22 protein-coding genes and 3 tRNA genes are annotated in these 25587 nt (G+C 61.9%); 2 read left to right on the top strand and 23 right to left on the bottom strand.

Annotation, left to right across the window (positions count from 1 at the left end; all coding sequences use genetic code 11):
• Nucleotides 1–2: 2 nt before the first annotated feature.
• From K9B37_RS01495 to K9B37_RS01390, 22 genes are all read right to left on the bottom strand, one after another.
• Entirely contained in the window at nucleotides 3–1514 is a 1512-nt protein-coding gene (locus K9B37_RS01495; protein ID WP_224311017.1) for an NADH-quinone oxidoreductase subunit M, read from the bottom strand.
• On the bottom strand, nucleotides 1514–3544 hold the full coding sequence (nuoL, locus tag K9B37_RS01490; RefSeq protein ID WP_224311016.1) for an NADH-quinone oxidoreductase subunit L: 2031 nt from the start codon (nucleotides 3542–3544) through the stop codon (nucleotides 1514–1516). Before nuoL ends, K9B37_RS01495 begins: the two co-directional genes overlap by 1 nt.
• 17 nt (nucleotides 3545–3561) lie before the next feature.
• Nucleotides 3562–3870, bottom strand: coding sequence for an NADH-quinone oxidoreductase subunit NuoK (gene nuoK / locus K9B37_RS01485; protein WP_224311015.1), 309 nt, complete (start codon nucleotides 3868–3870; stop codon nucleotides 3562–3564).
• A gap of 12 nt (nucleotides 3871–3882) precedes the next feature.
• On the bottom strand, nucleotides 3883–4497 hold the full coding sequence (locus K9B37_RS01480) for an NADH-quinone oxidoreductase subunit J (protein WP_224311014.1): 615 nt from the start codon (nucleotides 4495–4497) through the stop codon (nucleotides 3883–3885).
• Between the two features lie 143 nt (nucleotides 4498–4640).
• A complete protein-coding gene (gene nuoI / locus K9B37_RS01475; protein WP_224311013.1) occupies nucleotides 4641–5129 on the bottom strand; it encodes an NADH-quinone oxidoreductase subunit NuoI in 489 nt (162 codons plus the stop codon).
• Between the two features lie 17 nt (nucleotides 5130–5146).
• Complete coding sequence (gene nuoH, locus K9B37_RS01470) at nucleotides 5147–6172, bottom strand: NADH-quinone oxidoreductase subunit NuoH (protein ID WP_224311012.1); 1026 nt, start codon at nucleotides 6170–6172, stop codon at nucleotides 5147–5149.
• A gap of 12 nt (nucleotides 6173–6184) precedes the next feature.
• On the bottom strand, nucleotides 6185–8263 hold the full coding sequence (nuoG, locus tag K9B37_RS01465) for an NADH-quinone oxidoreductase subunit NuoG (protein ID WP_224311011.1): 2079 nt from the start codon (nucleotides 8261–8263) through the stop codon (nucleotides 6185–6187).
• 8 nt (nucleotides 8264–8271) lie between these two features.
• Nucleotides 8272–9573 (bottom strand): NADH-quinone oxidoreductase subunit NuoF, encoded by a 1302-nt coding sequence (gene nuoF / locus K9B37_RS01460; protein WP_224311010.1) that lies wholly within the window; start codon nucleotides 9571–9573, stop codon nucleotides 8272–8274.
• A gap of 14 nt (nucleotides 9574–9587) precedes the next feature.
• Nucleotides 9588–10574: an NADH-quinone oxidoreductase subunit NuoE gene (gene nuoE, locus K9B37_RS01455; protein WP_369414197.1), complete on the bottom strand. Its 987-nt coding sequence runs from the start codon at nucleotides 10572–10574 to the stop codon at nucleotides 9588–9590.
• A 113-nt stretch (nucleotides 10575–10687) separates the two neighbouring features.
• A complete protein-coding gene (locus tag K9B37_RS01450) occupies nucleotides 10688–11878 on the bottom strand; it encodes an NADH-quinone oxidoreductase subunit D (RefSeq protein ID WP_224311009.1) in 1191 nt (396 codons plus the stop codon).
• A gap of 21 nt (nucleotides 11879–11899) precedes the next feature.
• Entirely contained in the window at nucleotides 11900–12502 is a 603-nt protein-coding gene (locus K9B37_RS01445) for an NADH-quinone oxidoreductase subunit C (RefSeq protein WP_224311008.1), read from the bottom strand.
• 14 nt (nucleotides 12503–12516) lie between these two features.
• A complete protein-coding gene (locus K9B37_RS01440) occupies nucleotides 12517–13101 on the bottom strand; it encodes a NuoB/complex I 20 kDa subunit family protein (protein WP_224311007.1) in 585 nt (194 codons plus the stop codon).
• A complete protein-coding gene (locus tag K9B37_RS01435) occupies nucleotides 13092–13457 on the bottom strand; it encodes an NADH-quinone oxidoreductase subunit A (protein ID WP_224311006.1) in 366 nt (121 codons plus the stop codon). The genes K9B37_RS01440 and K9B37_RS01435 overlap by 10 nt, the downstream gene beginning before the upstream one ends.
• Before the next feature lie 170 nt (nucleotides 13458–13627).
• Nucleotides 13628–14068 carry a low affinity iron permease family protein gene (locus K9B37_RS01430; RefSeq protein ID WP_224311005.1) on the bottom strand — a complete coding sequence of 147 codons (441 nt, stop codon included), beginning with the start codon at nucleotides 14066–14068 and terminating at the stop codon, nucleotides 13628–13630.
• A 153-nt stretch (nucleotides 14069–14221) separates the two neighbouring features.
• Nucleotides 14222–14298: transfer RNA gene (locus tag K9B37_RS01425), tRNA-Asp, on the bottom strand.
• A 600-nt stretch (nucleotides 14299–14898) separates the two neighbouring features.
• Nucleotides 14899–14974, bottom strand: a tRNA-Val gene (locus K9B37_RS01420).
• 83 nt (nucleotides 14975–15057) lie between these two features.
• The gene (locus K9B37_RS01415) at nucleotides 15058–15336 is read right to left on the bottom strand and encodes an HU family DNA-binding protein (protein ID WP_224311004.1); all 279 of its coding nucleotides are present in this window, start codon (nucleotides 15334–15336) and stop codon (nucleotides 15058–15060) included.
• Between the two features lie 194 nt (nucleotides 15337–15530).
• On the bottom strand, nucleotides 15531–17960 hold the full coding sequence (lon, locus tag K9B37_RS01410) for an endopeptidase La (RefSeq protein ID WP_224311003.1): 2430 nt from the start codon (nucleotides 17958–17960) through the stop codon (nucleotides 15531–15533).
• A 211-nt stretch (nucleotides 17961–18171) separates the two neighbouring features.
• Complete coding sequence (gene clpX, locus K9B37_RS01405; protein WP_224311002.1) at nucleotides 18172–19440, bottom strand: ATP-dependent Clp protease ATP-binding subunit ClpX; 1269 nt, start codon at nucleotides 19438–19440, stop codon at nucleotides 18172–18174.
• 227 nt (nucleotides 19441–19667) lie between these two features.
• Nucleotides 19668–20297, bottom strand: coding sequence for an ATP-dependent Clp protease proteolytic subunit (locus tag K9B37_RS01400; RefSeq protein ID WP_224311001.1), 630 nt, complete (start codon nucleotides 20295–20297; stop codon nucleotides 19668–19670).
• Nucleotides 20298–20375: 78 nt separating this feature from the next.
• Complete coding sequence (tig, locus tag K9B37_RS01395) at nucleotides 20376–21785, bottom strand: trigger factor (RefSeq protein WP_224311191.1); 1410 nt, start codon at nucleotides 21783–21785, stop codon at nucleotides 20376–20378.
• Nucleotides 21786–21899: 114 nt separating this feature from the next.
• Nucleotides 21900–21984 (bottom strand) — tRNA-Leu (locus K9B37_RS01390).
• A 183-nt stretch (nucleotides 21985–22167) separates the two neighbouring features.
• Here K9B37_RS01390 and K9B37_RS01385 point away from each other — a divergent pair.
• Entirely contained in the window at nucleotides 22168–23523 is a 1356-nt protein-coding gene (locus tag K9B37_RS01385; RefSeq protein WP_224311000.1) for a multicopper oxidase family protein, read from the top strand.
• Here the strand turns inward: K9B37_RS01385 and K9B37_RS01380 are convergent.
• Nucleotides 23516–25003, bottom strand: coding sequence for an NAD(P)H-hydrate dehydratase (locus K9B37_RS01380; RefSeq protein ID WP_224310999.1), 1488 nt, complete (start codon nucleotides 25001–25003; stop codon nucleotides 23516–23518). The genes K9B37_RS01385 and K9B37_RS01380 overlap by 8 nt on opposite strands.
• 178 nt (nucleotides 25004–25181) lie before the next feature.
• Here K9B37_RS01380 and K9B37_RS01375 point away from each other — a divergent pair, with 178 nt between their 5' ends.
• A complete protein-coding gene (locus K9B37_RS01375; RefSeq protein WP_224310998.1) occupies nucleotides 25182–25520 on the top strand; it encodes a P-II family nitrogen regulator in 339 nt (112 codons plus the stop codon).
• Nucleotides 25521–25587: the final 67 nt, after the last annotated feature.

The following is a 25587-nucleotide window of genomic DNA, read 5'->3' as shown; positions in this document are numbered from 1 at the left end:
CCTCAGTGTGCCGCAACAGCGGCCGTTTTCACGGTTTCGAGCGCAGCCTGATAGCCCTGCATGAGAGCATTCGTCGGCGCGGCGAAGGTATCGAGGATCGGGCCGGGCTGCACGCCGTAGTAGATGACGAGCAGAACGAGCGGCACGAGTGTGAGCAATTCCCGACCGTTGAGATCGGTCATCGTCTGGAGCGAAGGCTTCGTGAGTGGCCCGTAGACCACCCGGCGGTAGAGCCAGAGCGCGTAGGCAGCGGAGAGGATCACGCCGCTGGCCGCGAAAAAGGCCACCCATGAATTCGCCCGGAAAGCACCGATCAGCGTCAGGAACTCGCCGATGAAGCCAGAGGTGCCAGGCAGTCCCACATTGGCCATCGTGAAGATCATGAAGGCCACGGCATAGAGCGGCATACGCTCGACGAGACCGCCATAGGCCGAGATCTCGCGGGTGTGCAACCGGTCATAGACCACGCCGACGCAGAGGAAGAGAGCGCCGGAGACAAGGCCGTGGGACACCATCTGGAACATGGCGCCCTGGATGCCCTGCGGATTCATGCTGAAGAGGCCCATGGTCACGAAGCCCATATGGGCGACGGACGAATAGGCGATAAGCTTCTTCATATCCTCCTGCACCATCGCCACGAGCGAGGTGTAGATGATCGCGACGACGGAAAGCGAATAGACGAGCGGCGCGAAGTAGATCGAGGCATCCGGAAACATGGGGAGCGACACCCGGATGAACCCGTAGCCGCCCATCTTCAGCAGGATCGCCGCCAGGATGACCGAACCAGCCGTCGGAGCCTCCACGTGCGCATCCGGCAGCCAGGTATGGACCGGCCACATGGGCATCTTCACCGCAAAGGATGCGAAGAAGGCAAGCCAGAGCCAAATCTGGAGATTGGCGGCGAACTTGAACTTCAGAAGCGTCGGAATATCCGTCGTCCCGGCATTCCAGTACATCGCCATGATGGCGAGCAGCATCAACACCGAGCCGAGCAGCGTGTAGAGGAAGAACTTGAAGCTCGCATAAATGCGCCGCTTGCCGCCCCAGATGCCGATGATCAGGAACATCGGAATGAGGCCGGCCTCGAAGAACAGGTAGAAGAGAACGAGGTCGAGCGCAGCGAAGACGCCGATCATCGTCATCTCGAGAACCAGGAAGGCGACGAAGTATTCCTTCACTCGATGCTCGATCGACCGCCACGAAGCCACGATGCAGAACGGCATCAGGAATGTCGTCAACAGAATGAACGGCATCGAGAAGCCGTCGACTCCGAGCTTGAACCGGATCGTGTCGGTCAGCCAGGCGTGGCTCTCGACGAGCTGGAAGGCGGAAGACGACGCGTCAAACCGGCTCCAGGCGACGAGCGACAGGAGGAAGGTCACGATCGTCGTGACCAAGGCGATCCAGCGCGCATTGGTCCGTGCCGCCTCGCTATCGCCCCTCAGGGTCAGGATGAAGGCCGCCCCGACGAGGGGAAGGACGAGAAGTCCGGAGAGGATGCCGAACCCGAGCATTAATGCGTTCCCCTGAAGAGATAGAAGGACACGAGAGCGGCGACGCCGATCAGCATGGCGAAGGCATAGTGGTACACGTAACCGGTCTGGATCCGCACGACGCCGCGGGTCACATCGAGTACGCGGGCCGACACACCGTCGGGACCAAGACCGTCGATGATCTTCTGATCACCCGTGCGCCACAGGAAACGACCGAGCCGGATCGCCGGGCGGACGAAGATGGCGTCATAGATCTCGTCGAAATACCATTTGTTGAGGAGGAAGCGGTACAGGATCGGATGGTCCGCCGCGAGCCGGGCCGGCTGCTTGTTGTCGACGATGTACATGTAATAAGCGAGCACGAAGCCGAGCGCCATCATGACGGTCGGAACGTATGGCACCCAGCCGGGGATGTGATGCATTTCCTCGAGGATGTGGTTCTCGGGACGGGTGAACAGGGCACCCTTCCAGAACTCCTCCGCACCATGGCCTAGGAAGGCATCGTGGAAGACGGCGCCTGCGACGAGCGCACCGAAAGCCAGAAGTGCCAGCGGCACCAACATCACGAGCGGGCTCTCGTGAGGCCTGTGGACGCCATGGCCATGATCGTCATGGTTTGCATGCGCCGCGGGCCCGATATCATGTCCGCTTTCGTCATGCTCGGCACCCTCATGAGTGCTGGCATGATGATGATGCGTATCCGCCCAGCGCGCCTGTCCCTCGAAGGTCATGAAGAAAAGGCGCCAGGAGTAGAACGAGGTCATCAAGGCCGCGATGACGGTCGCGAGGAAAGCGAAGTTGCCGGCCGCGCTATGGGAGGCAAAGGCCGCTTCGATGATCGCATCCTTGGAATAATAGCCCGCCGTGAAGGGAAAACCCGTCAGAGCCAGGGTGCCGATCGCCATCATTGCCGTGGTGAACGGAATGTAGCGGCGCAGCCCGCCCATGCTGCGGATATCCTGCTCGTGGTGCATCGCATGGATGACCGAGCCGGCACCAAGGAACAGCAGGGCCTTGAAGAAGGCGTGTGTGAAGAGGTGGAACACGCCGGCTCCATAAGCGCCGACCCCGAGGCCGACGAACATGTAGCCGAGCTGCGAACAGGTCGAATAAGCGATGACGCGCTTGATGTCGTTCTGAACGAGGCCCACCGTCGCGGCGAAGAAGGCCGTGATCGCGCCGATGACGGTGACGACTGTCAGAGCCGCCGGTGCATATTCGAAGAGCGGCGAAAGGCGAGCCACCATGAAAACGCCGGCGGTCACCATGGTCGCCGCATGGATCAGCGCCGACACCGGGGTCGGGCCCTCCATGGCGTCCGGAAGCCAGGTATGGAGCAGGAATTGTGCCGACTTGCCCATGGCGCCCATGAAGAGCAGCAGGCAGGCGAGCGTCAGGGCATTCCAATCGAAGCCGATGAAATGGAACCGGTTGTTGGCGAGATCCGCCACGCGCGGGAAGATCTGGTCGAACGCAATGCTGTTGAACAGGACGAAGACCAGACAGATGCCGAGAACGAAGCCGAAATCGCCGACGCGGTTGACGATGAAGGCCTTCATCGCGGCCGAATTGGCGGAGTCCTTGTGATACCAGAACCCGATGAGCAGATAGCTCGCGAGACCGACGCCCTCCCAGCCGAAGAACATCTGCGCGAGGTTATCGGAGGTCACCAGCATGAGCATCGCGAAGGTGAACAGCGACAGATACGCGAAGAAGCGCGACCGATGCGGGTCCTCGTGCATATAGCCGATGGAATAGAGGTGCACGAGAGCCGACACCGTATTCACCACCACGAGCATCATGGCGGTCAGCGTGTCGATCCGGAAGGCCCAGTCGACCTGCAGGTCGCCCACGGACATCCACTGCGCGACCTGAATCCGGGTTGCGCCGTCGCCGAAGCCGACCTGGATGAACGACACCCAGGACAGGACCGCGACCACGATGAGAAGCGCCGTGGTGACGATCTCGCTCGGCCGTGGTCCGATGATCCGGCCGAAGATACCTGCGATGAGGAAGCCGACGAGCGGCAGGAAGACGATTGCGTGATACATGGTCGGTCCGCTCGGCCTTAGCCCCTCATCATATTGACGTCTTCAACCGCGATGGAGCCGCGGTTGCGGAAGAACACCACCAGAATAGCAAGGCCGATCGCCGCCTCCGCCGCTGCGACCGTAAGGATCAGCAGGGCGAAGACCTGCCCGACGATGTCGTTGAGGTGAGTAGAGAAGGCGACCATATTGATGTTCACGGCGAGCAGGATCAGCTCGACCGACATCAGGATTACGATCACGTTCTTCCGGTTGATGAAAATTCCGAACACCCCGAGCGTGAAGAGCACGGCGGCAACGGTAAGATAATGTCCAAGCCCGATGACCATCGCTTGCCCTCCTTAGAGGCCATGACGGAAGGGAACCTTCCGCAACTGCACGGCTTCCTCCGGCGTCCGGGCATTCTGCCGGGAAATGTTCTGCCGCTTCACGCCGACGCGCTCGCGCAGCGTCAGGACGATCGCTCCGATCATCGCCACCAGCAGGATAAGACCTGCCGCCTGGAAGAAATAGAAATAGCGGGTGTAGAGGACCTGGCCGAGGGCCTCCGTATTAGTCATGACCTCGGGCGACGGGATCGGCACCGCAGCGGTACGGATCAGGTTCGGATCAATCACATAGGCGCCGATGACCAGGATCAACTCGAGCAGGAACACGATGCCGATCAGTGCGCCGACCGGCAGGTATTGCAGGAAGCCTTGCCGCAGCTCGGCGAAGTCCACGTCGAGCATCATGACCACGAAGAGGAAGAGCACCGCGACCGCGCCGACATAGACGATGACCAGGATCATCGCCAGGAACTCGGCACCCATCATCAGGAACAGCCCCGCTGCATTGACGAAGGCGAGGATCAGGAAAAGCACCGACTGCACGGGATTGCGTGATGCGATCACCATGAATCCCGAAGCGACGGTAATGGTCGCGAAAAGATAAAAGAAGGCGGCAGTGACCGTCATGCTTCAAGCTCAAGCCGCGCTAGCGCGGCCCCTTCCGAACGTGGCGCCGGTGGATCCGGCGGCCCGTCTATAATGCGCGAATCCGGAGGGAACAACCCGCCGGACCAGTTTGCCCCCTGCCCTCGCCAAAGGGCAGGAAACGCTCAACGATAAGGTGCGTTCTTCGCGATATTGCGCGCGATTTCACGCTCCCAGCGCTCGCCGTTCGCGAGAAGCTTGGCCTTGTCGTAATAAAGCTCTTCCCGGGTCTCCACGGAGAACTCGAGGTTGGGCCCTTCCACGATGGCATCGACCGGGCAGGCCTCCTGGCACATGCCGCAATAGATGCACTTCACCATGTCGATATCGTAACGGGTCGTCCGGCGCGTGCCGTCGTTCCGGCGCGGACCGGCCTCGATGGTGATCGCCTGGGCCGGGCAGATGGCCTCGCAGAGCTTGCAGGCGATGCAGCGCTCCTCGCCGTTCGGATAGCGCCGCAGGGCGTGCTCGCCGCGGAAGCGTGGCCCCCGGTGTCCCATCTCGAAGGGATAGTTGATCGTCGCCTTCGGCTTGAAGAAGTACCGCATAGCCAGCACGAAGCCGGAGACGAACTCCTTGAGGAGAAGCGATTTTGCGACCTGATCGAGCTTCATGAGCCGATCTCCTTGAACTAGCGCATGCCCGGCGCGGAGCCGGTGAGCATCAGTACGCCGGCCACGATCACGACCATGGCGAGCGAGAGCGGGAGGAATACCTTCCAGCCGAGACGCATCAGCTGGTCGTAGCGGTAGCGTGGCACCATCGCCTTGACCATGGCGATGAGGAAGAAGAGGAAACTCGCCTTCAGCACGAACCAGATCACGCCCGGCACCCAGGTGAAGGGCGCGAACGGGATCGGCGAAAGCCAGCCGCCGAGGAACAGGATCGTTCCGAGGGCGCACATGGTCATAATGGCCACGTACTCGCCGAGCATGAACAGCAGGTACGGCGTCGAGGAATACTCGACCATATAGCCGGCCACGAGCTCGGATTCGGCCTCGGGAAGATCGAAGGGCGGCCGGTTCGTCTCGGCCATGGCAGAGATGAAGAACACCACGAACATCGGGAAGAGCGGCAGCCAATACCAGCCCAGGATGCCGAAGTTCGAATTCTGAGCTTCGACGATCTTCGAAAGGTTCAGGGTGCCGGCGCACATGAGAACGGTCACGATGACGAAGCCGATCGAGACCTCGTAGGAGACCATCTGGGCCGCCGAGCGAAGCGCGCCGAGGAAGGGATACTTCGAGTTGGAGGCCCAACCACCCATGATCACGCCATAGACGCCCAGCGACGAGATGGCGAAAATGTAGAGAATGCCCACATTGATGTCGGCAATCGCCCAGCCAGCATTCAGCGGGATCACCGCCCAGGCCGCAAGCGCGAGCGTACACATCACAAGCGGCGCCAGCAGGAACATGCCCTTATTGGCGGGCGCCGGGATCACCGGCTCCTTCAGCACGAACTTGAGAAGGTCCGCGAACGACTGCAGCAGGCCCCAGGGGCCGACGACGTTCGGGCCACGCCGCAACTGCACCGCCGCCCAGATCTTGCGGTCGGCAAGAAGCGCATAGGCGATGAAGATGAGAAGCGCCACCAGCATGAGCAGGCTTTTGCCCAGCATGATCGCGACCGCGAGCAGGATATCTCCGGATTCCATGGTCCCGTTCCTTTACTCGGCCGCTACGAGCCGGCGCTCTTGAGCGAGTGCCGAGCACTCCGCCATGACACCGGACGCCCGAGCGATCGGGTTCGTCAGATAGAAGTCCTTGACCGGGCTCACGAAGGCCTCGCGGCCCACGGATCCGCCGAGGCCTGCAAGCGCCTGCACGGCAGCGCCGACATCGGCCGGTGCGATCAGATCGACCTCGGCGAGATGCGGATGCGCCTCATAGAGCTTTGCCCGCAGCGCATTCAGCGAGTCGAAGGGCAGCCGATGCCCGAGCACGTCGGAGAGCGCACGCAGAATCGCCCAGTCCTCGCGCGCCTCGCCGGGAGCGAAGGCAGCCCGGTTGGCGAGCTGGACTCGGCCTTCCGTATTCACATAGGTGCCGGACTTCTCTGTATAGGTCGCTGCCGGTAGGATCACATCGGCCCGATGGGCACCACGATCGCCATGTGTGCCCTGGTAGATCACGAAGGCGCCGGGTGCGACCGCGATCTCGTCCGCTCCCAGATTGAACAGAACGTCCACCCCGCCCTTGGCCATCTCACCGGCGCTCAGGCCGCCCGGCCCCGGCACGAAGCCGAGATCCAGGGCCCCAACACGCGATGCGGCGGTATGCAGGACGGAGAAGCCGCTCCACCCGTCCTTCACGGCACCGACCGACTGGGCCAGCTGAGCCGCAAGCGACAGGATGGCGAGACCGTCCGGGCGCGCGAGAGCGCCCTGCCCCACGATGATCAGCGGACGCTCGGCTCCCTTGAGCGCCTCGGCGAAGCTGTGACGCCCGGCCAGGAGTTCGGACAGCGTGTCCGGTCCCGCACCGAGATAGGTGGTCGGATAGGTCAGGTCGGCGTTCTCGCCGATCAGGCCGATTGGCGGCGGCGCGACGCGCCAACGCTTGCGGATCCGCACGTTCACCAGGGAGGCCTCGATACGGGGATTCGATCCGATGATCAGGACCGCGTCCGCATCCTCGATGCCCGCGATGGTCGTGTTGAACAGATATGAGCCACGGCCGTGGGCCGGCGACAGCACGGTGCCGTCCTGGCGGGCATCGATATTGGCAACGCCGAGGCTCTCCATGAGGAGCTTCAGCGCATAGATTTCCTCGACAGCTGCGAGATCGCCGACGACGGCGCCGATGCGCTTCGGGTCCGTACCCTTCACCTTCGCAGCGATGGTGGCAAACGCCTCCTGCCAGGAAGCCGGCCGGAGTCTGCCGTTCTCGCGGACGAACGGACGGTCGAGGCGCTGCAGGCGCAGCCCATCAACGATCTGACGCGCCTTGTCGGTGATCCACTCTTCGTTCACCGCTTCGTTGACGCGCGGCAGGATGCGCATGACTTCACGGCCACGGGAATCGACACGAATGGACGAGCCGACCGCATCCATCACGTCGATAGAGTCGGTCTTGGTGAGTTCCCAGGGACGGTAGTGGAACGCTTCCGGCTTATGGGTGAGCGCACCCACCGGGCAAAGATCCGCCACGTTGGCCTGCAGCTCGGACCCCAGAGCGCGCTCGAGATAGCTTGTGATCTCCATATCCTCGCCGCGCCAGATCGCGCCGAGATCGGAAACGCCCGCGACTTCCGTGGTGAAGCGGATACACCGGGTGCAATGGATGCACCGGTTCATGGACGTCTTGACCAGCGGGCCAAGATACTTGTCCGGCACGGCGCGCTTGTTCTCGTGATAGCGGCTCGTGTCGACGCCGTAGGCCATCGCCTGGTCCTGCAGGTCGCATTGACCGCCCTGGTCGCAGATCGGGCAGTCGAGCGGGTGGTTGATGAGCAGGAACTCCATCACCCCTTCGCGCGCCTTCTTGACCGTCGCCGACTTGGTCGAAATTTCCGGCGGCTCGCCATTCGGGCCCGGACGGCAATCGCGAACGCCCCAGGCACAGGATGCGACCGGCTTCGGCGCGCCCTTCACCTCGACGAGGCACATCCGGCAATTGCCTGCGATCGACAGCCGCTCATGAAAGCAGAAACGCGGGATCTCCGCGCCTGCCGCTTCGGCGGCCTGCAGCAGGGTGTATTCCGGCGGGACGTCGACCTCGACGCCATCAACGATGATCTTGGCCATCTTCACTCTCACTCCGCCGCAATCATGACGGGTTCTGAATGCGGGTTCGCCGCATAGTCGTCGATCCGCTTTTCGATCTCATGTCGGAAGTGGCGGATGAGGCCCTGAACCGGCCAGGCCGCTGCGTCGCCGAGCGCGCAGATGGTATGGCCCTCGATCTGGGTCGACACCTCGAGGAGCATATCGATCTCGCGCTTCTGGGCACGGCCCTCCGCCATGCGGGTCAGGACGCGCCACATCCAGCCGGTGCCTTCGCGGCATGGGGTGCACTGGCCACAGCTCTCGTGCTTGTAGAAATACGAGATGCGCGTGATGGCGCGGACGATGTCGGTGGATTTGTCCAGAACGATCACCGCCGCCGTACCGAGACCAGACTTGAGGTTCCGGAGCGTATCGAAATCCATGTTCGCGTCGATGATCTGATCGGCAGGAACGCAGGGAACCGAGGAGCCGCCGGGAATAACCGCGAGCAGATTGTCCCAGCCGCCGCGGATGCCGCCGCAATGGGCGTCGATCAACTCACGGAAGGTAAGGCCCATGGCCTCTTCGACGTTGCACGGCTTGTTCACGTGACCGGACACCGAGAAGACCTTGGTACCGACGTTGTTCGGACGACCGATGCCGGAGAACCAGGAGGCTCCGCGCCGCAGGATCGTGCCGGCGACCGCGATCGACTCCACGTTGTTGACCGTCGTCGGGCAGCCATAGAGGCCCATATTGGCCGGGAACGGCGGCTTCAGGCGCGGCATGCCCTTCTTGCCCTCGAGGCTTTCGAGCAAGGCCGTCTCTTCGCCGCAGATATAGGCGCCGGCGCCTTGATGGACGTAGAGATCGAACGGATAGCCGTGGATGTTGTCCTTGCCGATGAGCTTGGCCGCATAGGCCTCGTCGACGGCGCGCTGCAAGGCATGCCGCTCGCCGATATACTCGCCGCGGATGTAGATGTAGCAGGCATGAGCCCCCATGGCGAAGGACGCGATCAGGCATCCCTCGATCAAGAGGTGCGGATCATGCCGCATGATCTCCCGGTCCTTGCAGGTGCCGGGCTCGGATTCGTCGGCATTTACGACGAGATAATGCGGCCGCCCATCCGACTGCTTGGGCATGAAGGACCATTTCAGGCCCGTCGGAAAGCCAGCGCCGCCGCGGCCGCGAAGGCCGGACTTCTTCATCTCGTCGATGATCCAGTCGCGCCCCTTCTCCAGGAGGAACTTCGTTCCGTCCCAGGCGCCGCGCATCTTGGCAGCTGGCAGGTCCGGCGAATGGAAGCCGTAGAGGTTGGTGAAAATACGGTCTTTGTCCTGAAGCATCTCAGTCCACTCCGTCAGGACTTGTTGTTCTTGTCAGCCGGCGCATCGGCGGTCGGACGACCAGCCTCTGGCTTGCTCGGCGTCGCCACGTAGGACTTGTCGCTGTGCGGAGCGGGCTCCGCCTTGTTCTCGGTACGAGCGTCGACAGCGGTCGCCTTGGACTTGTCGGAAGCCTCCCTGCGCTCGGTCGGAGGAACAGGCGCCTCGCCCTCCTTGACGCGCTTCGCCGGCGTATCGGCTTTCTCGGTCTCGACAACGCGCCCGGCCTCCGGTTTGCCGGGCTTCGGCGTCGACGGGGCCGAAGTGGTGGCGGCAGCGGCCTCTTGAACCGCCGCGGCACTGGTGGCCTCTTCCTCGAAGCGCTTGCGCCAGGCACCAATCTGCGAGCCGTCGAAGAGCGCCGGATCCGTAAGAGTTTGCGGTCCTCCTTGCGGCTCGGAGGAGCGGCGGCCGACTTGAGATCCCTTCTTCACGGGGCGGCCGGCAGCCAGATCGTCGAGGAGCTTCTCGAAGTTCTCCGTCGTCAGATCCTCGTAATAATCGTCGTTGATCTGAACCATCGGCGCGTTGCAGCAGGCGCCGAGACACTCGACTTCCAGCCACGAGAAGATGCCATCTTCCGTCACGTGGTTCTGCTCGCCGACCCGACGCTCCAGCACCTGCCGGATATCGCCAGCGCCGCGCAACGCGCAGGGCGTCGTGCCGCAGAGTTGGATGAAGTACTTTCCGACCGGCTCGAGGTTGAACATCGTGTAGAAGGTCGCCACCTCCATGACACGGATCTGGGGCATATCCAGAAGTTCGGCGACCTTCTCGATCGCCTTGCGCGGCAGCCAGCCACCCGCCTGCTCCTGAGCGCGCCAAAGGAGCGGGATCACCGCAGAGGCCTGTCGGCCCTGTGGGTATTTCGCGATCTGCTGCGCGACGAATGTCATGTTCTCCGACGAGAACGTGAAGCTGTCGGGCTGGATATCTTCAGGCGCGAGCTTGCGAACGGCCATAGAACTCTTCTCCTCATCGCCATGGCGAGCCCTAGAAGCTGTCGCCATTCACGACTTGAACCTTTGCCCGCACTTGCGTGCGGATGCCCGGCGCAAGGCCGGGCGATAACGATTTACCGATCAACCTCGCCGAACACGATGTCCAGCGAGCCGAGGATGCCTGCGACGTCGGCCAGCATGTGGCCACGGCACATGAAATCCATGGCTTGGAGATGGGCGAAGCCCGGAGCGCGAATCTTGCAGCGATACGGCTTGTTGGTGCCGTCCGCCACGAGATAGACGCCAAATTCGCCCTTCGGAGCCTCCACCGCGGCGTAGACTTCACCTGCCGGGACGTGGAAGCCTTCGGTGTAGAGCTTGAAGTGGTGGATGAGCGCTTCCATCGACCGCTTCATGTCCTTGCGTGAGGGCGGTGCGACCTTGCCGTCGAGGGTGGAGACAGGCCCCTGCCCATCCGGCGCCCGCAGCTTGTCGATGCACTGACGCATGATCCGCACGCTCTCGCGCATCTCGAGCATCCGGATGACCTGACGGTCGTAGTTGTCGCCGTTACGGCCGACCGGGATGTCGAACTCCATTTCCTCGTAGCACTCGTAGGGCTGCGCCTTGCGCAGATCCCAGGCAGCGCCCGAGCCACGGACCATGACGCCCGAGAAACCCCACTTCCAGGCATCGTCGAGCGAGACGACGCCGATATCGACGTTGCGCTGTTTGAAGATGCGGTTGGTGATCACGAGATCATCGAGATCGTCGAGCACCTTCAGGAAGGGATCGCAGAAAGCCTCGATGTCGTCGATCAGCTCCGGGGGCAGGTCCATGGTGACCCCGCCGGGACGGACATAGTTGGCGTGCATGCGCGAGCCCGACGCACGCTCATAGAAGATCATGAGCTTCTCACGCTCCTCGAAGCCCCAGAGAGGCGGCGTAAGCGCGCCGACGTCCATGGCCTGCGTCGTGACGTTGAGGAGGTGCGACAGGAGACGGCCGATTTCCGAATAGAGCACCCGGATCAGCTGAGCTCGCCGCGGAACGGTGATGCCCAGAAGCTTCTCGGTCGCCAGACAGAAAGCATGCTCCTGGTTCATCGGCGCCACGTAGTCGAGGCGGTCGAAATACGGATTGGCCTGAACGTAAGTCTTGTACTCGATCAGCTTCTCGGTGCCGCGGTGTAGGAGACCGATATGCGGATCGACACGTTCAACGATCTCGCCGTCGAGCTCCAGCACGAGACGCAGAACGCCGTGAGCCGCAGGGTGCTGCGGCCCGAAATTGATCGAGAAGTTGCGGATATTGTGCTCGCCCATCGGCTGATCCTCTCCGCTCTCTTACGCCTTCGCCTTCTCGTCACCGGGCAGCACGTAGTCCGTGCCTTCCCAGGGCGACAGGAAGTCGAAGTTGCGGAATTCTTGATTGAGCTTCACCGGCTCGTAGACGACACGGCCCTGCCCTTCGTCATAGCGCACCTCGACGAACCCGGTGAGCGGGAAGTCTTTCCGCAACGGAAATCCCTCGAAGCCGTAATCCGTGAGAATGCGGCGCAGATCTGGGTGTCCCGAGAAAAGAATTCCATAGAGATCGTAGGCTTCCCGCTCGAACCAGTTGGCTGCCGGGAAAAGGCTGACCAATGACGGAACCGGCGTTGCCTCGTCCGTCTCGACCTTCAGCCGAATCCGATGGTTCAAATGCGGCGACAGGAGGTGATAGACCACATCGAAACGCTTCTCGCGGCCGGGATAGTCTGCCCCGCAGATATCGATGAAGCAGACGAAGCGGCATTGCGGGTCATGCCGCAGGAACGTGGCGGCCTTCAGGATATCCTGTCCGCGCACCACGATCGTGAGTTCGCCATAGGCGATGTCCCGCGCCGTCACCACGTCGTCAAGCGATGCAGCAATATGGTCGCTCAGGGTTTGCAGTTCAGCATTCATGCGTTGACCTCTGCTCAGCGCTCGATAGTGCCGGTGCGGCGGATCTTCTTCTGCAAAAGAAGCACGCCGTAGAGCAGGGCCTCAGCCGTAGGCGGGCAGCCTGGCACATAGATGTCGACGGGCACGATGCGGTCGCAACCACGGACGACCGCGTAGGAATAATGATAATAGCCGCCGCCATTGGCGCAGGAGCCCATGGAGATGACGTAACGTGGCTCCGGCATCTGGTCGTAGACCTTGCGCAGCGCGGGAGCCATCTTGTTGGTCAGCGTGCCGGCGACGATCATCACGTCCGATTGGCGCGGGCTCGCGCGCGGTGCGAAACCGAAGCGCTCGACGTCATAGCGCGGCATCGACATCTGCATCATCTCGACGGCGCAACAGGCAAGACCGAACGTCATCCACATGAGCGAGCCTGTGCGCGCCCAGGTGATCAGATCCTCCGTCGACGTGACGATAAAGCCCTTATCGGAGAGCTCGTCCTTGATCGACACGAAATAGGGATCGGTGGAGCCGATGGGCTGACCCGTCGCCGGATCGATTACGCCCGTCGGCGAGGGAGCCACGAGAGGAGAGCGGGTCTCAGCGATTAATCCCATTCCAGGGCCCCCTTCTTCCACTCATACACGAAGCCGACCGTCAGCACGGCGAGGAAAATCATCATGGAGATAAAGCCGAACCAACCGAGGTTCCCGAACGTGATCGCCCAGGGGAACAGGAAGGCCACCTCAAGATCGAAAATGATGAAGAGAATCGCGACCAGATAGAACCGCACGTCGAATTTCATGCGGGCGTCGTCGAAAGCGTTGAACCCGCACTCATAGGCCGAAAGCTTTTCCGTGTCGGGGCGGCTGTAAGCGACGACGAAAGGCGCCACGAGCAGCGCCACCCCGATCAGGAGCGACACGCCGATAAAGATCACGAGAGGCAGGTAGTCGGCGAGGAGATTCGTCATGCGACACCTAAAGGAACAGAACTGGTACAAAACCAGCACCGAACCATGGATTTAAGCCACAGACGACTTAATAGTAGGCCCTGCGACAAACCATGGATTGCGGGGGGAGGCTTAACCGAGATCCCCTGCCCTGACAAGTGTTTGCGGCGACGCAAAAGAATGTTTCCAAACTAGGAAGTCGCCCTCTCCGCAGCGCTTGCCGCCCTGCGGTTCGCCTTGTCCTGAGCCTGGTCTGCAGCCTTGCCCGCAACCATTTCCAGCTTGGCCTTGGCCTCGCACCGCGCCCGGATCTCGTCGAGCTCCTCCTGGGTCAGATGCTCGATGCCGATGAAAACATTCTGCGCCGCACTGGCCCGGATCAGCTCGTCCAGTTTGGCCTGGATCGCCGCTCCGTCGCGATTCTGGGTGTTCTGAATCAGGAAGACCATCAGAAAGGTAATGATCGTGGTGCCCGTATTCACGACCAGCTGCCATGTGTCCGAGAAACCGAAGACCGGCCCGCTGAGAGCCCAGACCAGAATCACGGCCACGCAGACCGCAAAGGTGACAGGTCGGCCGGATACTTGAGCGACCCAATTCGCCAGATACGTGAAGAGTTTCGATACGGACATGGAAGCAACACCTCTCCTGCTGGGCGATCAACGCTCAGCTTGGGCATTTGCTCCCGCGCCCATGCTTTGGACGCATCGCGCTTCTGCGCAGACAGCAGAGGCGTTCGTAGCTGGGAATTATGCCTGAGAAGACGCGTCGGCGGCGGTCCGTAATGGCGCGGGCGACGGGGCTCGAACCCGCGACCTCCGGCGTGACAGGCCGGCACTCTAACCGACTGAGCTACGCCCGCGTATGGACCCGCCGAAGCGGTGTGGGCGGTTTAAGGTCGCCCCTGATCTCTGTCAAGCGATCCGTGCGGCTCGGACGGAGAATCTTGATCGAGCTCGTCCTGACGGGGTCGAAGGACCTTCCTTAAGGCTGCGAAAATCAGATCAACCGCCGCGCAGCAAGAAACAAAAACATCGGTCGCTTTCGCTCTTCCGCGAGTTCCGGCTGGGGCATTGACCGGCCCATCGGCAGGTTCCCATGCCCCGACATGGGAGATCGTGAAGCCCGTTGCGCCATTCTCACGGGCCCGACGGCATAACCAGCCGAAGCCGGGATTTACGACCCTGAGGCCTTCGAGACTTGGAAGCGGGGATTTCAGCGCCAGCCATTCCGGCGCCCCGGCCGAGCATTCGACCAAGCGACGCAACCGGCTATAGCTTTAGAATCCCGTGTTCTCGTAGATGTTCTCAACCATTCATCATGTCCTTCGTTCGATGACGACAACAGTCGAGAAGAAAAGGAGATTACGCAACGTCACGCAAGCGCGTCATGATGGCTGGACCGGCACTCCGCAACGGCTTTTGCCCCGGAACTTCCGAAGGATCTGCGCCGGCGAATGTGATGGTGGGCGGTGACGGGCTCGAACCGCCGACCCTCTCGGTGTAAACGAGATGCTCTACCAACTGAGCTAACCGCCCTTGTGCGCACTCACATAAAAAGAGAAGGCCGACAACGCAAGCGCAGTCGGCCCTTCCTTGAAGAAAAGATCGCTTGAAAGCGATTACTTCCCGTTCACAGCCTCCTTCAGGCCCGCGCCGGCGCGGAACTTCGGGGTCTTGGAAGCAGGAACCTTCACCTTCTCGCCGGTGCGCGGGTTGCGCGCCTCGCCGGCAGCGCGATCCGTCACCACGAAGGTGCCGAAACCAACGATTTTCACCTCGTCGCCCTTCTTGAGAGCGCCGGTGATGGCCTCGATAGCGGCGTCGATGGCTTCACCAGCCTGACCGCGAGACAGCCCCACCTTGTCGGCGACTGCCGCAACGAGCTCGCCTTTGTTCATATGATATCCTCCAGTGATCCCGGCGGCGCCATGCAAAATGTGCCACCGTTTCAGGGAGACACCGTGTGGCGCAAAGCTCGGCCGCACGCAAGTCCTGAAACGGCTGAAATAAGCCGTTTCCAGAGATTCCACATCAAAAAAGCCCCCGGATCGGAATCCGGGGGCTTCGTCAAAATCATGACGCAAGGTCAGTCTTAGTGGGCAACCACGCTGGCCGAATCGTCCTCGACCTCGGCAGGTTTGGAGGCGCTGACAGCAGCGGTCTCCTCCCATTCGATCGGCTCCGGCATCCGCACGAGCGCATGCTGGAGAACCTGATCCATGCGCGAGACGGGTACGATCTCAAGACCGTTCTTCACGCTCGCCGGGATGTCGACCAGATCCTTGGCGTTCTCCTCGGGGATCAAGACCTTCTTGAGTCCGCCGCGAAGCGCCGCCAGGAGCTTCTCCTTCAACCCGCCGATGGGAAGCACCCTGCCCCGCAGCGTGACCTCGCCGGTCATGGCGATGTCACGACGGACCGGGATTCCCGTGATGACCGACACGATGGCAGTCGCCATGGCGATACCAGCCGAGGGGCCATCCTTGGGCGTCGCACCTTCCGGCACGTGCACGTGGATGTCGCGACGATCGAACAGGGGCGGCTCGACACCGAAATCGACGGCTCGGGAGCGGACATAGGACGCCGCAGCCGAGATCGACTCCTTCATGACGTCCCGGAGATTGCCGGTAACCGTCATCTTGCCCTTGCCCGGCATCATGATGCCTTCGATGGTGAGCAGCTCGCCGCCGACCTCGGTCCAGGCCAGACCCGTGACTGCGCCGACCATATCCTCGCTCTCGACTTCGCCGTAGCGATAGCGCGGTGGGCCAAGGAAATCGGGCAGGTTGGCGGTCGTCACCTCCACCGTCTTCACCTTGGAGATCAGGATCTCCTTCACCGCCTTGCGGATGAGGTTCGAGATCTCCCGCTCCAGGTTACGCACGCCCGCCTCGCGGGTGTACCGCCTGATGAGCATGAGCAAGGCCTCGTCGCCGATCGTCCACTCCTTGTCCGCGAGGCCATGCTTCTTCGTGGCCGACGGAATCAGGTGCGTGCGTGCGATCTCAGCCTTCTCCTCCTCGGTGTAACCCGCGATGCGGATCACCTCCATACGGTCGAGAAGCGGCGCCGGGATGTTCAGGGTGTTGGCCGTCGTCACGAACATCACGTTGGACAGGTCGTAATCGACCTCCAGGTAATGATCGTTGAACGAGTTGTTCTGCTCAGGATCGAGGACCTCGAGCAGAGCCGCCGACGGGTCACCCCGGAAATCCATGCCCATCTTGTCGATCTCGTCGAGTAGGATGAGCGGATTCGACGTCTTGGCCTTCCGCATCGACTGGATGATCTTGCCGGGCATCGAGCCGATATAGGTCCGCCGGTGACCGCGAATCTCTGACTCGTCCCTCACGCCGCCGAGCGACATGCGCACGAATTCGCGCCCCGTCGCCTTGGCGATGGACTTGCCGAGCGAGGTTTTACCGACACCGGGAGGGCCGACGAGGCAGAGGATCGGGCCTGTGAGCTTGTTGGCGCGCTGCTGCACGGCCAGGTACTCGACGATGCGCTCCTTGACCTTGTCGAGGCCGTAATGATCGGCATCGAGCAGATCCTGAGCAGCTTTCAGGTCCTTCTTGATCTTCGAGCGGCGGTTCCACGGAATGCCGAGCAACCAGTCGAGATAGTTGCGCACAACGGTCGCCTCGGCCGACATCGGCGACATCTGGCGGAGCTTCTTCAGCTCACCCATCGCCTTCTCGCGGGCTTCCTTCGTGAACTTGGTCTTCTCGATCTTGTCCTCGAGCTCGGCCAACTCGTCACGACCTTCGTCGTCGCCGAGCTCCTTCTGGATCGCCTTCATCTGCTCGTTGAGATAGTACTCGCGCTGCGTCTTCTCCATCTGACGCTTCACGCGGGTGCGGATCCGCTTCTCGACCTGGAGGACGGAGATTTCGCTCTCCATCAGGCCAAGAACCTTCTCAAGCCGCTGTGCGACCGTCGGGATCTCGAGAATCGCCTGCTTGTCGGCGATCTTGATCGCAAGATGCGAGGCAATCGTGTCGGCGAGCTTGGACGGCTCATCGAGCTGGGTCACCGCGGAGACAACCTCCGGCGACACCTTCTTATTCAGCTTCACGTAATTTTCGAACTCGGACACGACGGAACGAGCCAGCGCCTCGGCCTCAATCTGGTCGCCCAGGGAGTCCGGGAGCACTTCGGCTTCCGCTTCGTAATATTCGTCGGTCCGGGTGTAGGTCTTGACCTGCGCGCGGCTCGCGCCTTCCACCAGCACCTTCACGGTGCCGTCGGGCAGTTTCAGGAGCTGCAGCACATTGGCCAGGGTTCCGACCTTGTAGATCGCATCCGTCGCCGGATCGTCGTCCGTCGCATCGATCTGGGTAGCCAGAAGAATGTGACGGTCCCCCTTGACCACTTCCTCAAGCGCGCGGATCGACTTCTCGCGGCCGACGAAGAGCGGCACGATCATATGCGGGAAGACGACGATGTCACGCAGAGGCAGAACCGCATAGGTTCCGGTCGAGCCTGGAATGACAGGCTGACGTGGCTTCGCTTGTGTCATGAGACGACATCCTTTCGAAACGTCCGACGACCTCCTCGGATGAGCGAGCTCGTGGACGGGTAACCGAAACGCTCAAGCTTTCGTGATTGGCTGCGTCCGGTATGCGGCACCATCCCTCGGAACGGTGAGCGGATGGTGATCGCACAAGAAGCAATGTGGCGTGCCGGCGACAACGTTTCAAGAACGTGTCCCGGCACGGTAGACATAGGTCTTATGCGCTGACGCTCGCGGTCTGCTCACCGCGATCGCCATGGATGAACAAGGGCTTCGCCTTGCCCTCGACCACTTCCGGGCCGATAACCACCTGCTCCACGGAGTCGAGGCCGGGCAGGTCATACATGGTCTCGAGCAGGATACCTTCCATGATCGACCGCAGGCCACGGGCACCGGTCTTCCGCTCGATTGCCTTGCGGGCAATCATGGACAGGGCCTCTTCCTGGAACGTCAGGGCTACGTTCTCCATCTCGAAAAGACGCTGATACTGTTTGACCAGCGCATTCTTCGGCTCTTGGAGGATTCGCTTCAAAGCGTCCTCGTCCAGATCCTCGAGAGTCGCCAGGACCGGCAGACGTCCGACGAATTCCGGGATGAGACCGAACTTCAACAGATCTTCGGGCTCGACGCCACGGAAGATCTCGCCGGTCCGACGATCGTCCGGCGCCTCGACGGAGGCTCCGAATCCGATCGAGGTTCCCTTGCCGCGGCCGGAAATGATTCGCTCAAGGCCCGCGAAGGCGCCGCCGCAAATGAACAGGATGTTCGTCGTATCCACCTGCAGGAACTCTTGCTGGGGATGCTTGCGTCCGCCCTGGGGAGGCACGGAGGCGACGGTGCCTTCCATGATCTTCAGGAGCGCCTGCTGGACGCCCTCGCCCGACACGTCGCGGGTAATCGACGGATTGTCCGACTTGCGGGAAATCTTGTCGATTTCGTCGATATAGACGATTCCGCGCTGCGCCCGCTCGACATTGTAGTCGGAGGCCTGAAGCAGCTTCAGAATGATGTTCTCGACGTCCTCGCCCACATAACCCGCTTCCGTCAGGGTCGTGGCGTCCGCCATCGTGAAGGGGACGTCCAGAATGCGCGCCAATGTTTGAGCCAGCAACGTCTTGCCCGAACCGGTCGGCCCGATCAGCAGGATGTTGGACTTTGCCAATTCCACGTCGTTGTGCTTCGCAGCATGGGCCAAGCGCTTGTAGTGGTTGTGGACCGCCACGGACAGCACCTTCTTGGCGTGCTCCTGGCCGATCACATAGTCGTCGAGGACTCGGCTGATCTCTTTCGGGGTCGGCACGCCATCGCGGGATTTCACGAGCGACGACTTCGACTCCTCGCGAATGATGTCCATGCACAGTTCGACGCATTCATCGCAGATGAACACGGTGGGGCCAGCGATCAGCTTACGGACCTCGTGCTGGCTCTTGCCGCAGAAGGAGCAGTACAGCGTGCTCTTGGAGTCGTTGCCGCCAGCTTTGGTCATTATCACATCTCCAGTCGATACCGGGACGGCCCACGCCAGCCCAGCATCCTTAAGTTTAGGAGTGCCGGAGCTAATGAAAGGTTCCGGCACTTAAAAAAATTCGAGCCACCTATTCTTCCCGCGTCCCGAATCCGCATGCAAACACGCGAAGAGGACCTGATCAATAGGAACGGGGCAGGACGCCAAAAAGACGCACCGCCCCCGAATTTGTCCCCAACTATTCAGAATCAGGGCTGCGGCGCCGGCTCGGGGCGCTTGGCCAGAACCTGATCGATCAGGCCAAATTCCTGGGCCGCATCGGCGGTCATGAAGTTATCACGCTCGAGCGCCTGCTCCACGGCCGCGATGTCGCGCCCGGTATGCTTCACGTAGATTTCATTGAGCCGGCGCTTCAGGGCCTCGCTCTCGCGGGCATGGATCATGATGTCCGTGACCTGCCCCTGATAGCCGCCAGAGGGCTGGTGGACCATGATTCGGGCATTCGACAGGGCGAAGCGCTGTCCTGCCTCGCCGGCAGTGAGCAGCAGCGATCCCATCGAGGCAGCCTGCCCCACACACAATGTGGAGACGGGGCAGCGGATAAACTGCATCGTGTCATAGATGGACAGGCCGGAGGTCACAACCCCGCCCGGCGAGTTGATATAGAAGGAGATTTCCTTCTTCGGATTCTCGGCCTCAAGGAAGAGAAGCTGTGCCACGATCAGCGAGGCCGAATAGTCCTCGACTGGGCCGGTGAGGAAAATAATCCGCTCGCGCAAGAGACGCGAATAGATGTCGAATGCGCGCTCACCACGATTCGACTGCTCGACCACCATCGGGACGAGCGTGTTGTTATACAACGCAACCGGATCTCTCATCGTCTCATTGCTCCAAAGTCGGCCGCGCGGAAGCGCGGCCGTTAGATATGGCAAGCGGCGAGACGCTCGAAAAGGGCGTTACTCGCTCTTGCTGGACTTCTTGGCGCCCTTGGCCTTCGGCTTGGACTCGGTCTCGGAGGCAGCCTCCTCGCCCTCGTCGTCTCCGAAAAGCGCTTCCTTGGAAACGGTTTCGTCCACGACCTTCACCTGAGACAGGATCTGGTCGACGACCTTTTCCTCGAACAACGGCGCCCGGATTTCGGCCAGAGCCTGCGGATTCTTGCGATAGAAATCCCAAACCTGCTTCTCTTGGCCCGGATATTGGCGAACCCGCTCGACAAGCGCCTGGGTGACCTCGTCGTCGGAGATCTTGATATCGGTCTTCTCACCGATCTGCGCAAGCACCAAGCCGAGACGAACGCGGCGCTCCGCGATCTTGCGGTAATCGGCGCGGGCCTGCTCCTCGGTCGTGTCCTCGTCCGCGAAGGTCCGGTTGTTGGCCTTCATGTCGCCCTCGACCTGGCCCCATACGGCGGCGAATTCCTGCTCGACGAGGCTCGGAGGCAGCTCGAAGGAGTACTTCGCGTCCAGGGCGTCGAGAAGGTCCTTCTTGACCTTGCGGCGGGACTGGGCGTCGAAGTCGCGCTGAATGGCGCTTCGGATGGCGTCCTTCAGGGCGTCGAGCGAATCCATGCCGAAGCCCTTGGCAAGCTCGTCGTCGATCTTGAGCACGCCCGGAGCCTCGACGGCCTTCACGGTCACGTCGAACTCGGCATCCTTGCCGGCCAGATGCGCGGCCAGATAGTTGGCCGGGAAGGCGACCTTCACCAGCTTCGTGTCGCCGGCCTTCACGCCGACGAGCTGGTCCTCGAAGCCGGGGATGAAGGTGTTGGAGCCGAGTTCGACCCGGATATCCTCGCCCTTCCCGCCTTCGAACTCGGTGCCATCGATGCGGCCCACGAAATCCACGACCACCCGGTCGCCCTGCTCCGCCTTGCCGTCCTTGGGCTCGAAAGTCCGATTCTGCTTGGCCATCCGCTCAAGCGATTCGTTGATCTCGGCGTCCGCGACCTCGGCGACAGGCTTCTTGACCGTCACGTCGGACAGATCGGCCAGCTCGAATGCCGGGAGCACCTCGAGGGCAACCGTAAAGGCGAGATCGCCCTTGGCCTCCATGACCTTCTCGATCTCGTCCTTGTTCTCGGGGAGCTGGACCTGGGGCTCATGGGCAAGCTTCAGGCTGTTGTCTTCGACGATTTTGCGGTTCGCTTCGTTGACCGCATTCTGGACGACGTCCGCCATGACGGACCGGCCATAAACCCGACGCAGGTGGCCGACCGGCACCTTGCCCGGACGGAAACCGTTGATTTTCACCCGGTCCTTGAGGGTCGACAGCTCGTTGTTGAGACGCTCCTCCAGCTCCGTCGCCGGAAGAACGACCTTGAATTCCCGCTTCAAGCCTTGGGACAGAGTTTCCGTCACCTGCATGGTTATATCGCCTTCGCTCACTCGAAAAAATTCTTCGTCCCAGGCTCCGGCCGTTGCGGCTGCCGCCGTCAACCAGGCCCATCGGAGCCGTCCGGAAACCAACCCTGACGGGATTGGTGCGGGCGGAGGGACTCGAACCCCCACGACTTTCGCCGCTGGAACCTAAATCCAGTGCGTCTACCAATTCCGCCACGCCCGCGCGGGAGGCGGCGCAATGCGCCCCTCGTCCGGGACGGCGCTCTATAGCATGCCTGGAGGCGGGTGCATCAAAAAAGTTCGCGTCTCGTAACAAAGGGCTTTTGACCGAAAAAGCAACCAAACTTGGCCGTTTGCGTTCAAGCCTGTACGTCCGTCCCGTGCTTCTCACAAAGGGCTGCTTTGCATGATCACCCGTCGCGCCGCGACAGTCGGCCTCGCCACGGCCCTTTTTGGCCTTTCCCGGTGGGGGGAAGCTCAATCAGCTGTTTCGCCTGCGCCTGTTGAGGATATGCCCTCCGAGATCACCGCTAAGTCTTCGCGGAAGCGGCTGCGACCCAATGCCGAAGCGGACGCTGATATCTTGACACTGAATGGCCGCCTCGCTCCCACCTTTCGACTGAGGGCCGGAGCTCCTCTGGAATTCACCTTCAAGAACGAGACAGCCCTGCCCCTCAGCTTGCATATTCAAGGGCTTCGCGGGCCCAATGCCATGGATGGTGTCGGTCGATTGACCCAGGAATCGGTTCAACCGGGAGGCCGGTTCGCCTTTCGCCTGCCGCCACCGGATCCGGGCACCTTCTTGATCCGCCCATGCATTCTCGGCGGCAGCGCGGAGCCTTTGGGACGCGGATTGTCGGCCATGCTGATCGTCGAGGAATCCGCTGCTCCCACGGTCGATCTGGACTGCCCACTCCTCATCGATGACTGGCGTCTCAATGATGACGGCAGCCTCACGCAGTTCCTGAAAGCCTCGAACGAGGCCCCAGTTGGCCGCCTCGGCAACCTTCTGACGGTCAACGGCGTCCCGGCTCCACAGCGGATCGAGGCGCCTGCGGGTGGGCGCCTACGCATCCGGCTCGCCAATACCAGCAATGCCAGAGCCATGCGGCTTCAGCTTAGCGATCTGAAATCGGTGGTCATTGCCATCGACGGACAGCCAACGGAGACGTTTGAGCCACTGCGATCCTCTCTGCCCTTTGCCCCGGGCAGCCGCTACGACCTTCTGGTCGACCTGCCTGCCCAGCCAGGCGCGCGCGGAGCCATTCTTGCCATGCTCGGTGAGGGAATTCCCCTCGTGGAAATCATCACGAAGGGTGAACCCCAGGTCGATCGTCCGCCGATCGGACCGCTGGCACCGAACGACAAACTTCCCAAGGCGATCGCCCTTGAAAAGGCGACCCGCAAGGAGCTCACCATCCAGAACGTCGCCGATAACCCGACGTCAGGATGGACGATCAATGGTGCCCCCGGAGATCCTTCGACCCCCGCGCTCAAGATCCGGCGCGGCACGCCCGTGGTCCTGACACTCAACAACAAGACCCCCTTTGTGCAGCCGTTTCACCTGCACGGACACGTTTTTCGCCTGCTTCATGGCCTCGACGACGGCTGGCAGCCCTATTTTCTCGACACCGTCCAGGTGCCCGAGAACAAGACGAGCCGGATTGCCTTCGTTGCCGACAATCCGGGCAAATGGCTGCTGGAATCCACGGTGATGGAGCGCTTCGACGCTGGCCTATGGACCTGGATCGAGGTCAGTTGAGCAGATCGCTCAATACGTTGGGGATAAGATCGGCCAGATCTTCGGAAATCAGGCCGGGACCGAAGCTTGCGCCCGCAGCCGCATGAATCCAGACACCGGCGCAGGCAGCCTCGAAGGCCGGCATATGCTGAGCCATCAGCCCAGCGATGATGCCACACAAGGTGTCTCCGGAGCCGGCAGTTGCCAGATAGGGAGTGCCGTTCTCATTGATGACGGCGCGGCCGTCGGGCGCTGCGATGACGGTATCCATGCCTTTAAGGACAAGCACGGCGCCCGTATAGGCGGCGGCGCGCCTCGCTCGCTCAAGTTTCGAAGGTGGATCAAGGAGATCCGGATGCCCCTTGAATAGACGGTTGAACTCCCCATCGTGGGGAGTGAGCACCGTCGGCGCATGATGGAATGCCTGGTGCATCTCGGAGGCGAGCCCCTCGAAGGATGTCAGAGCGTCTGCATCGAGCAGGAGGCTGCGCCGGGCCAGCGTCGCCACGGCCACCATGGCGCGGGTGGCGGCGTGGACTCCGAGGGCCGGGCCAAGCACGAGGGCATTGAAGCGCTGATCCTGCAGAATGGCATGCAGGCCCTCCGGCCCTTCGCAGCCGCGCAGCATGACAGCCGTCAGATGGGCGGCATTGACGCCGATCGCTTCCGGTGGCGACGCGACGGTAACGAGGCCGGAGCCGATCCGAAGAGCCGCGCGGGCAGCCAGACGAGCCGCACCCGTCCGCGTCGCGCCTCCTGACAAGACGAGTGTATGGCCGCGCTCATACTTGTGGGATCCCAGATGCGGCCGCGGCAGCGCACCGCTCCATAGGGCAGGCCGATTGGCGAAGGTCGCGATACGGTCCGCCCCAGGCGCCTGGGCATCGATTCCGATGTCCGCCACCTCGACGAGGCCACTGAACCTGCGTCCGGGCAGAAGCAAGTGCCCGGGCTTGCGGGCCGCGAAGGTGACGGTTCGGTCCGCGAGCACGGCGAGGCCCCTCACCTCACCCGAATCGCTGTCGATGCCGGAGGGGAGATCAACGGCCAGAACCGGCCGCCCCGAAGCATTGATGCGCTCGATGGCAAGGCGCGCATCTCCCGCGAGGTCGCGGCCAAGCCCCGTGCCGAACAAGGCATCGACGATCAGGTCGGCACTTTCGAACGGGGCCGCCTGAACAGGGGTGACCTCACCGACCCAGCCCTCCGCGGCCTTGGCTGCGTCGCCCCGGAGACGGTCGCGTGCCGTCGCAAGGGCGAGGATCACCCTATACTCGCGGTCTTGCAGGATGCGCGCCGCCACGAAACCGTCCCCGCCGTTGTTGCCGGGTCCGGCGACCACGAGGACCTGTGCTCCAGGCGTCACCATGCTTTCGGCGACGCTCGCCACCGCTTCTCCCGCTCGGGTCATCAGGACGAAACCCGGAGTGCCGGCCGCGATGGCCGCGGCATCGGCTTCTCGCATCTGTTGGGCTGTCGGAAGCAGTTCGACGCGGGTCATGATGAGATTATGGCGCAGCTTTGCATGAGGCAGACTGCACTTGCATCATTTGCACAAACTTTACTCACAAACTGCCTCCAACAATGGCAGAACTGCCTGCCTCGGATTGATGGGACCGTGGAAACGGCCATCCTTGTGGTGCTAAAAGCGGCAAAACCTCGAAGAAAGCGGTCCCGGGATGAAAAAGATCGAAGCCATCATCAAGCCCTTCAAGCTGGATGAAGTCAAAGAAGCGCTCCAGGAGGTCGGTCTTCAGGGCATCACGGTCATCGAGGCCAAGGGCTTCGGGCGCCAAAAGGGACATACGGAACTCTATCGTGGCGCCGAATACGTGGTCGATTTCCTGCCGAAGGTGAAGCTTGAGATCGTGCTCGCGGACGACATGGTCGAGAACGCCATCGAGGCGATCCGCAAGGCGGCCCAGACCGGCCGCATCGGAGACGGTAAGATTTTTGTGTCGACGGTGGAAGAAGCCGTCCGCATCAGAACTGGCGAAACCGGATCGGACGCGATCTGAACTCGCTTTTCAAAGCCACGGCCTGACGCCGTGAACAACCATCAAGGGTAAAAGAGGACGAGACCAT

The sequence above is a fragment of the Microvirga puerhi genome, assembly GCF_020089865.1.
Classification (GTDB): Bacteria; Pseudomonadota; Alphaproteobacteria; order Rhizobiales; family Beijerinckiaceae; genus Microvirga; species Microvirga puerhi.
The sequence above is the reverse complement of the archived record's forward strand: the minus strand, read 5'-3'. Positions and strand labels throughout refer to the sequence as shown.

What these genes read in the sequence shown, in the direction of transcription:
- K9B37_RS01495 (WP_224311017.1), bottom strand. Translation starts at nt 1,514, where the DNA reads ATGCTCGGGTTCGGCATCCTCTCCGGACTTCTCGTCCTTCCCCTCGTC.
- nuoL (WP_224311016.1), bottom strand. Translation starts at nt 3,544, where the DNA reads ATGTATCACGCAATCGTCTTCCTGCCGCTCGTCGGCTTCCTCATCGCA.
- nuoK (WP_224311015.1), bottom strand. Translation starts at nt 3,870, where the DNA reads ATGGTCATCGGGCTTGGACATTATCTTACCGTTGCCGCCGTGCTCTTC.
- K9B37_RS01480 (WP_224311014.1), bottom strand. Translation starts at nt 4,497, where the DNA reads ATGACGGTCACTGCCGCCTTCTTTTATCTTTTCGCGACCATTACCGTC.
- nuoI (WP_224311013.1), bottom strand. Translation starts at nt 5,129, where the DNA reads ATGAAGCTCGATCAGGTCGCAAAATCGCTTCTCCTCAAGGAGTTCGTC.
- nuoH (WP_224311012.1), bottom strand. Translation starts at nt 6,172, where the DNA reads ATGGAATCCGGAGATATCCTGCTCGCGGTCGCGATCATGCTGGGCAAA.
- nuoG (WP_224311011.1), bottom strand. Translation starts at nt 8,263, where the DNA reads ATGGCCAAGATCATCGTTGATGGCGTCGAGGTCGACGTCCCGCCGGAA.
- nuoF (WP_224311010.1), bottom strand. Translation starts at nt 9,573, where the DNA reads ATGCTTCAGGACAAAGACCGTATTTTCACCAACCTCTACGGCTTCCAT.
- nuoE (WP_369414197.1), bottom strand. Translation starts at nt 10,574, where the DNA reads ATGGCCGTTCGCAAGCTCGCGCCTGAAGATATCCAGCCCGACAGCTTC.
- K9B37_RS01450 (WP_224311009.1), bottom strand. Translation starts at nt 11,878, where the DNA reads ATGGGCGAGCACAATATCCGCAACTTCTCGATCAATTTCGGGCCGCAG.
- K9B37_RS01445 (WP_224311008.1), bottom strand. Translation starts at nt 12,502, where the DNA reads ATGAATGCTGAACTGCAAACCCTGAGCGACCATATTGCTGCATCGCTT.
- K9B37_RS01440 (WP_224311007.1), bottom strand. Translation starts at nt 13,101, where the DNA reads ATGGGATTAATCGCTGAGACCCGCTCTCCTCTCGTGGCTCCCTCGCCG.
- K9B37_RS01435 (WP_224311006.1), bottom strand. Translation starts at nt 13,457, where the DNA reads ATGACGAATCTCCTCGCCGACTACCTGCCTCTCGTGATCTTTATCGGC.
- K9B37_RS01430 (WP_224311005.1), bottom strand. Translation starts at nt 14,068, where the DNA reads ATGTCCGTATCGAAACTCTTCACGTATCTGGCGAATTGGGTCGCTCAA.
- K9B37_RS01415 (WP_224311004.1), bottom strand. Translation starts at nt 15,336, where the DNA reads ATGAACAAAGGCGAGCTCGTTGCGGCAGTCGCCGACAAGGTGGGGCTG.
- lon (WP_224311003.1), bottom strand. Translation starts at nt 17,960, where the DNA reads ATGACACAAGCGAAGCCACGTCAGCCTGTCATTCCAGGCTCGACCGGA.
- clpX (WP_224311002.1), bottom strand. Translation starts at nt 19,440, where the DNA reads ATGACCAAAGCTGGCGGCAACGACTCCAAGAGCACGCTGTACTGCTCC.
- K9B37_RS01400 (WP_224311001.1), bottom strand. Translation starts at nt 20,297, where the DNA reads ATGAGAGATCCGGTTGCGTTGTATAACAACACGCTCGTCCCGATGGTG.
- tig (WP_224311191.1), bottom strand. Translation starts at nt 21,785, where the DNA reads ATGCAGGTGACGGAAACTCTGTCCCAAGGCTTGAAGCGGGAATTCAAG.
- K9B37_RS01385 (WP_224311000.1), top strand. Translation starts at nt 22,168, where the DNA reads ATGATCACCCGTCGCGCCGCGACAGTCGGCCTCGCCACGGCCCTTTTT.
- K9B37_RS01380 (WP_224310999.1), bottom strand. Translation starts at nt 25,003, where the DNA reads ATGACCCGCGTCGAACTGCTTCCGACAGCCCAACAGATGCGAGAAGCC.
- K9B37_RS01375 (WP_224310998.1), top strand. Translation starts at nt 25,182, where the DNA reads ATGAAAAAGATCGAAGCCATCATCAAGCCCTTCAAGCTGGATGAAGTC.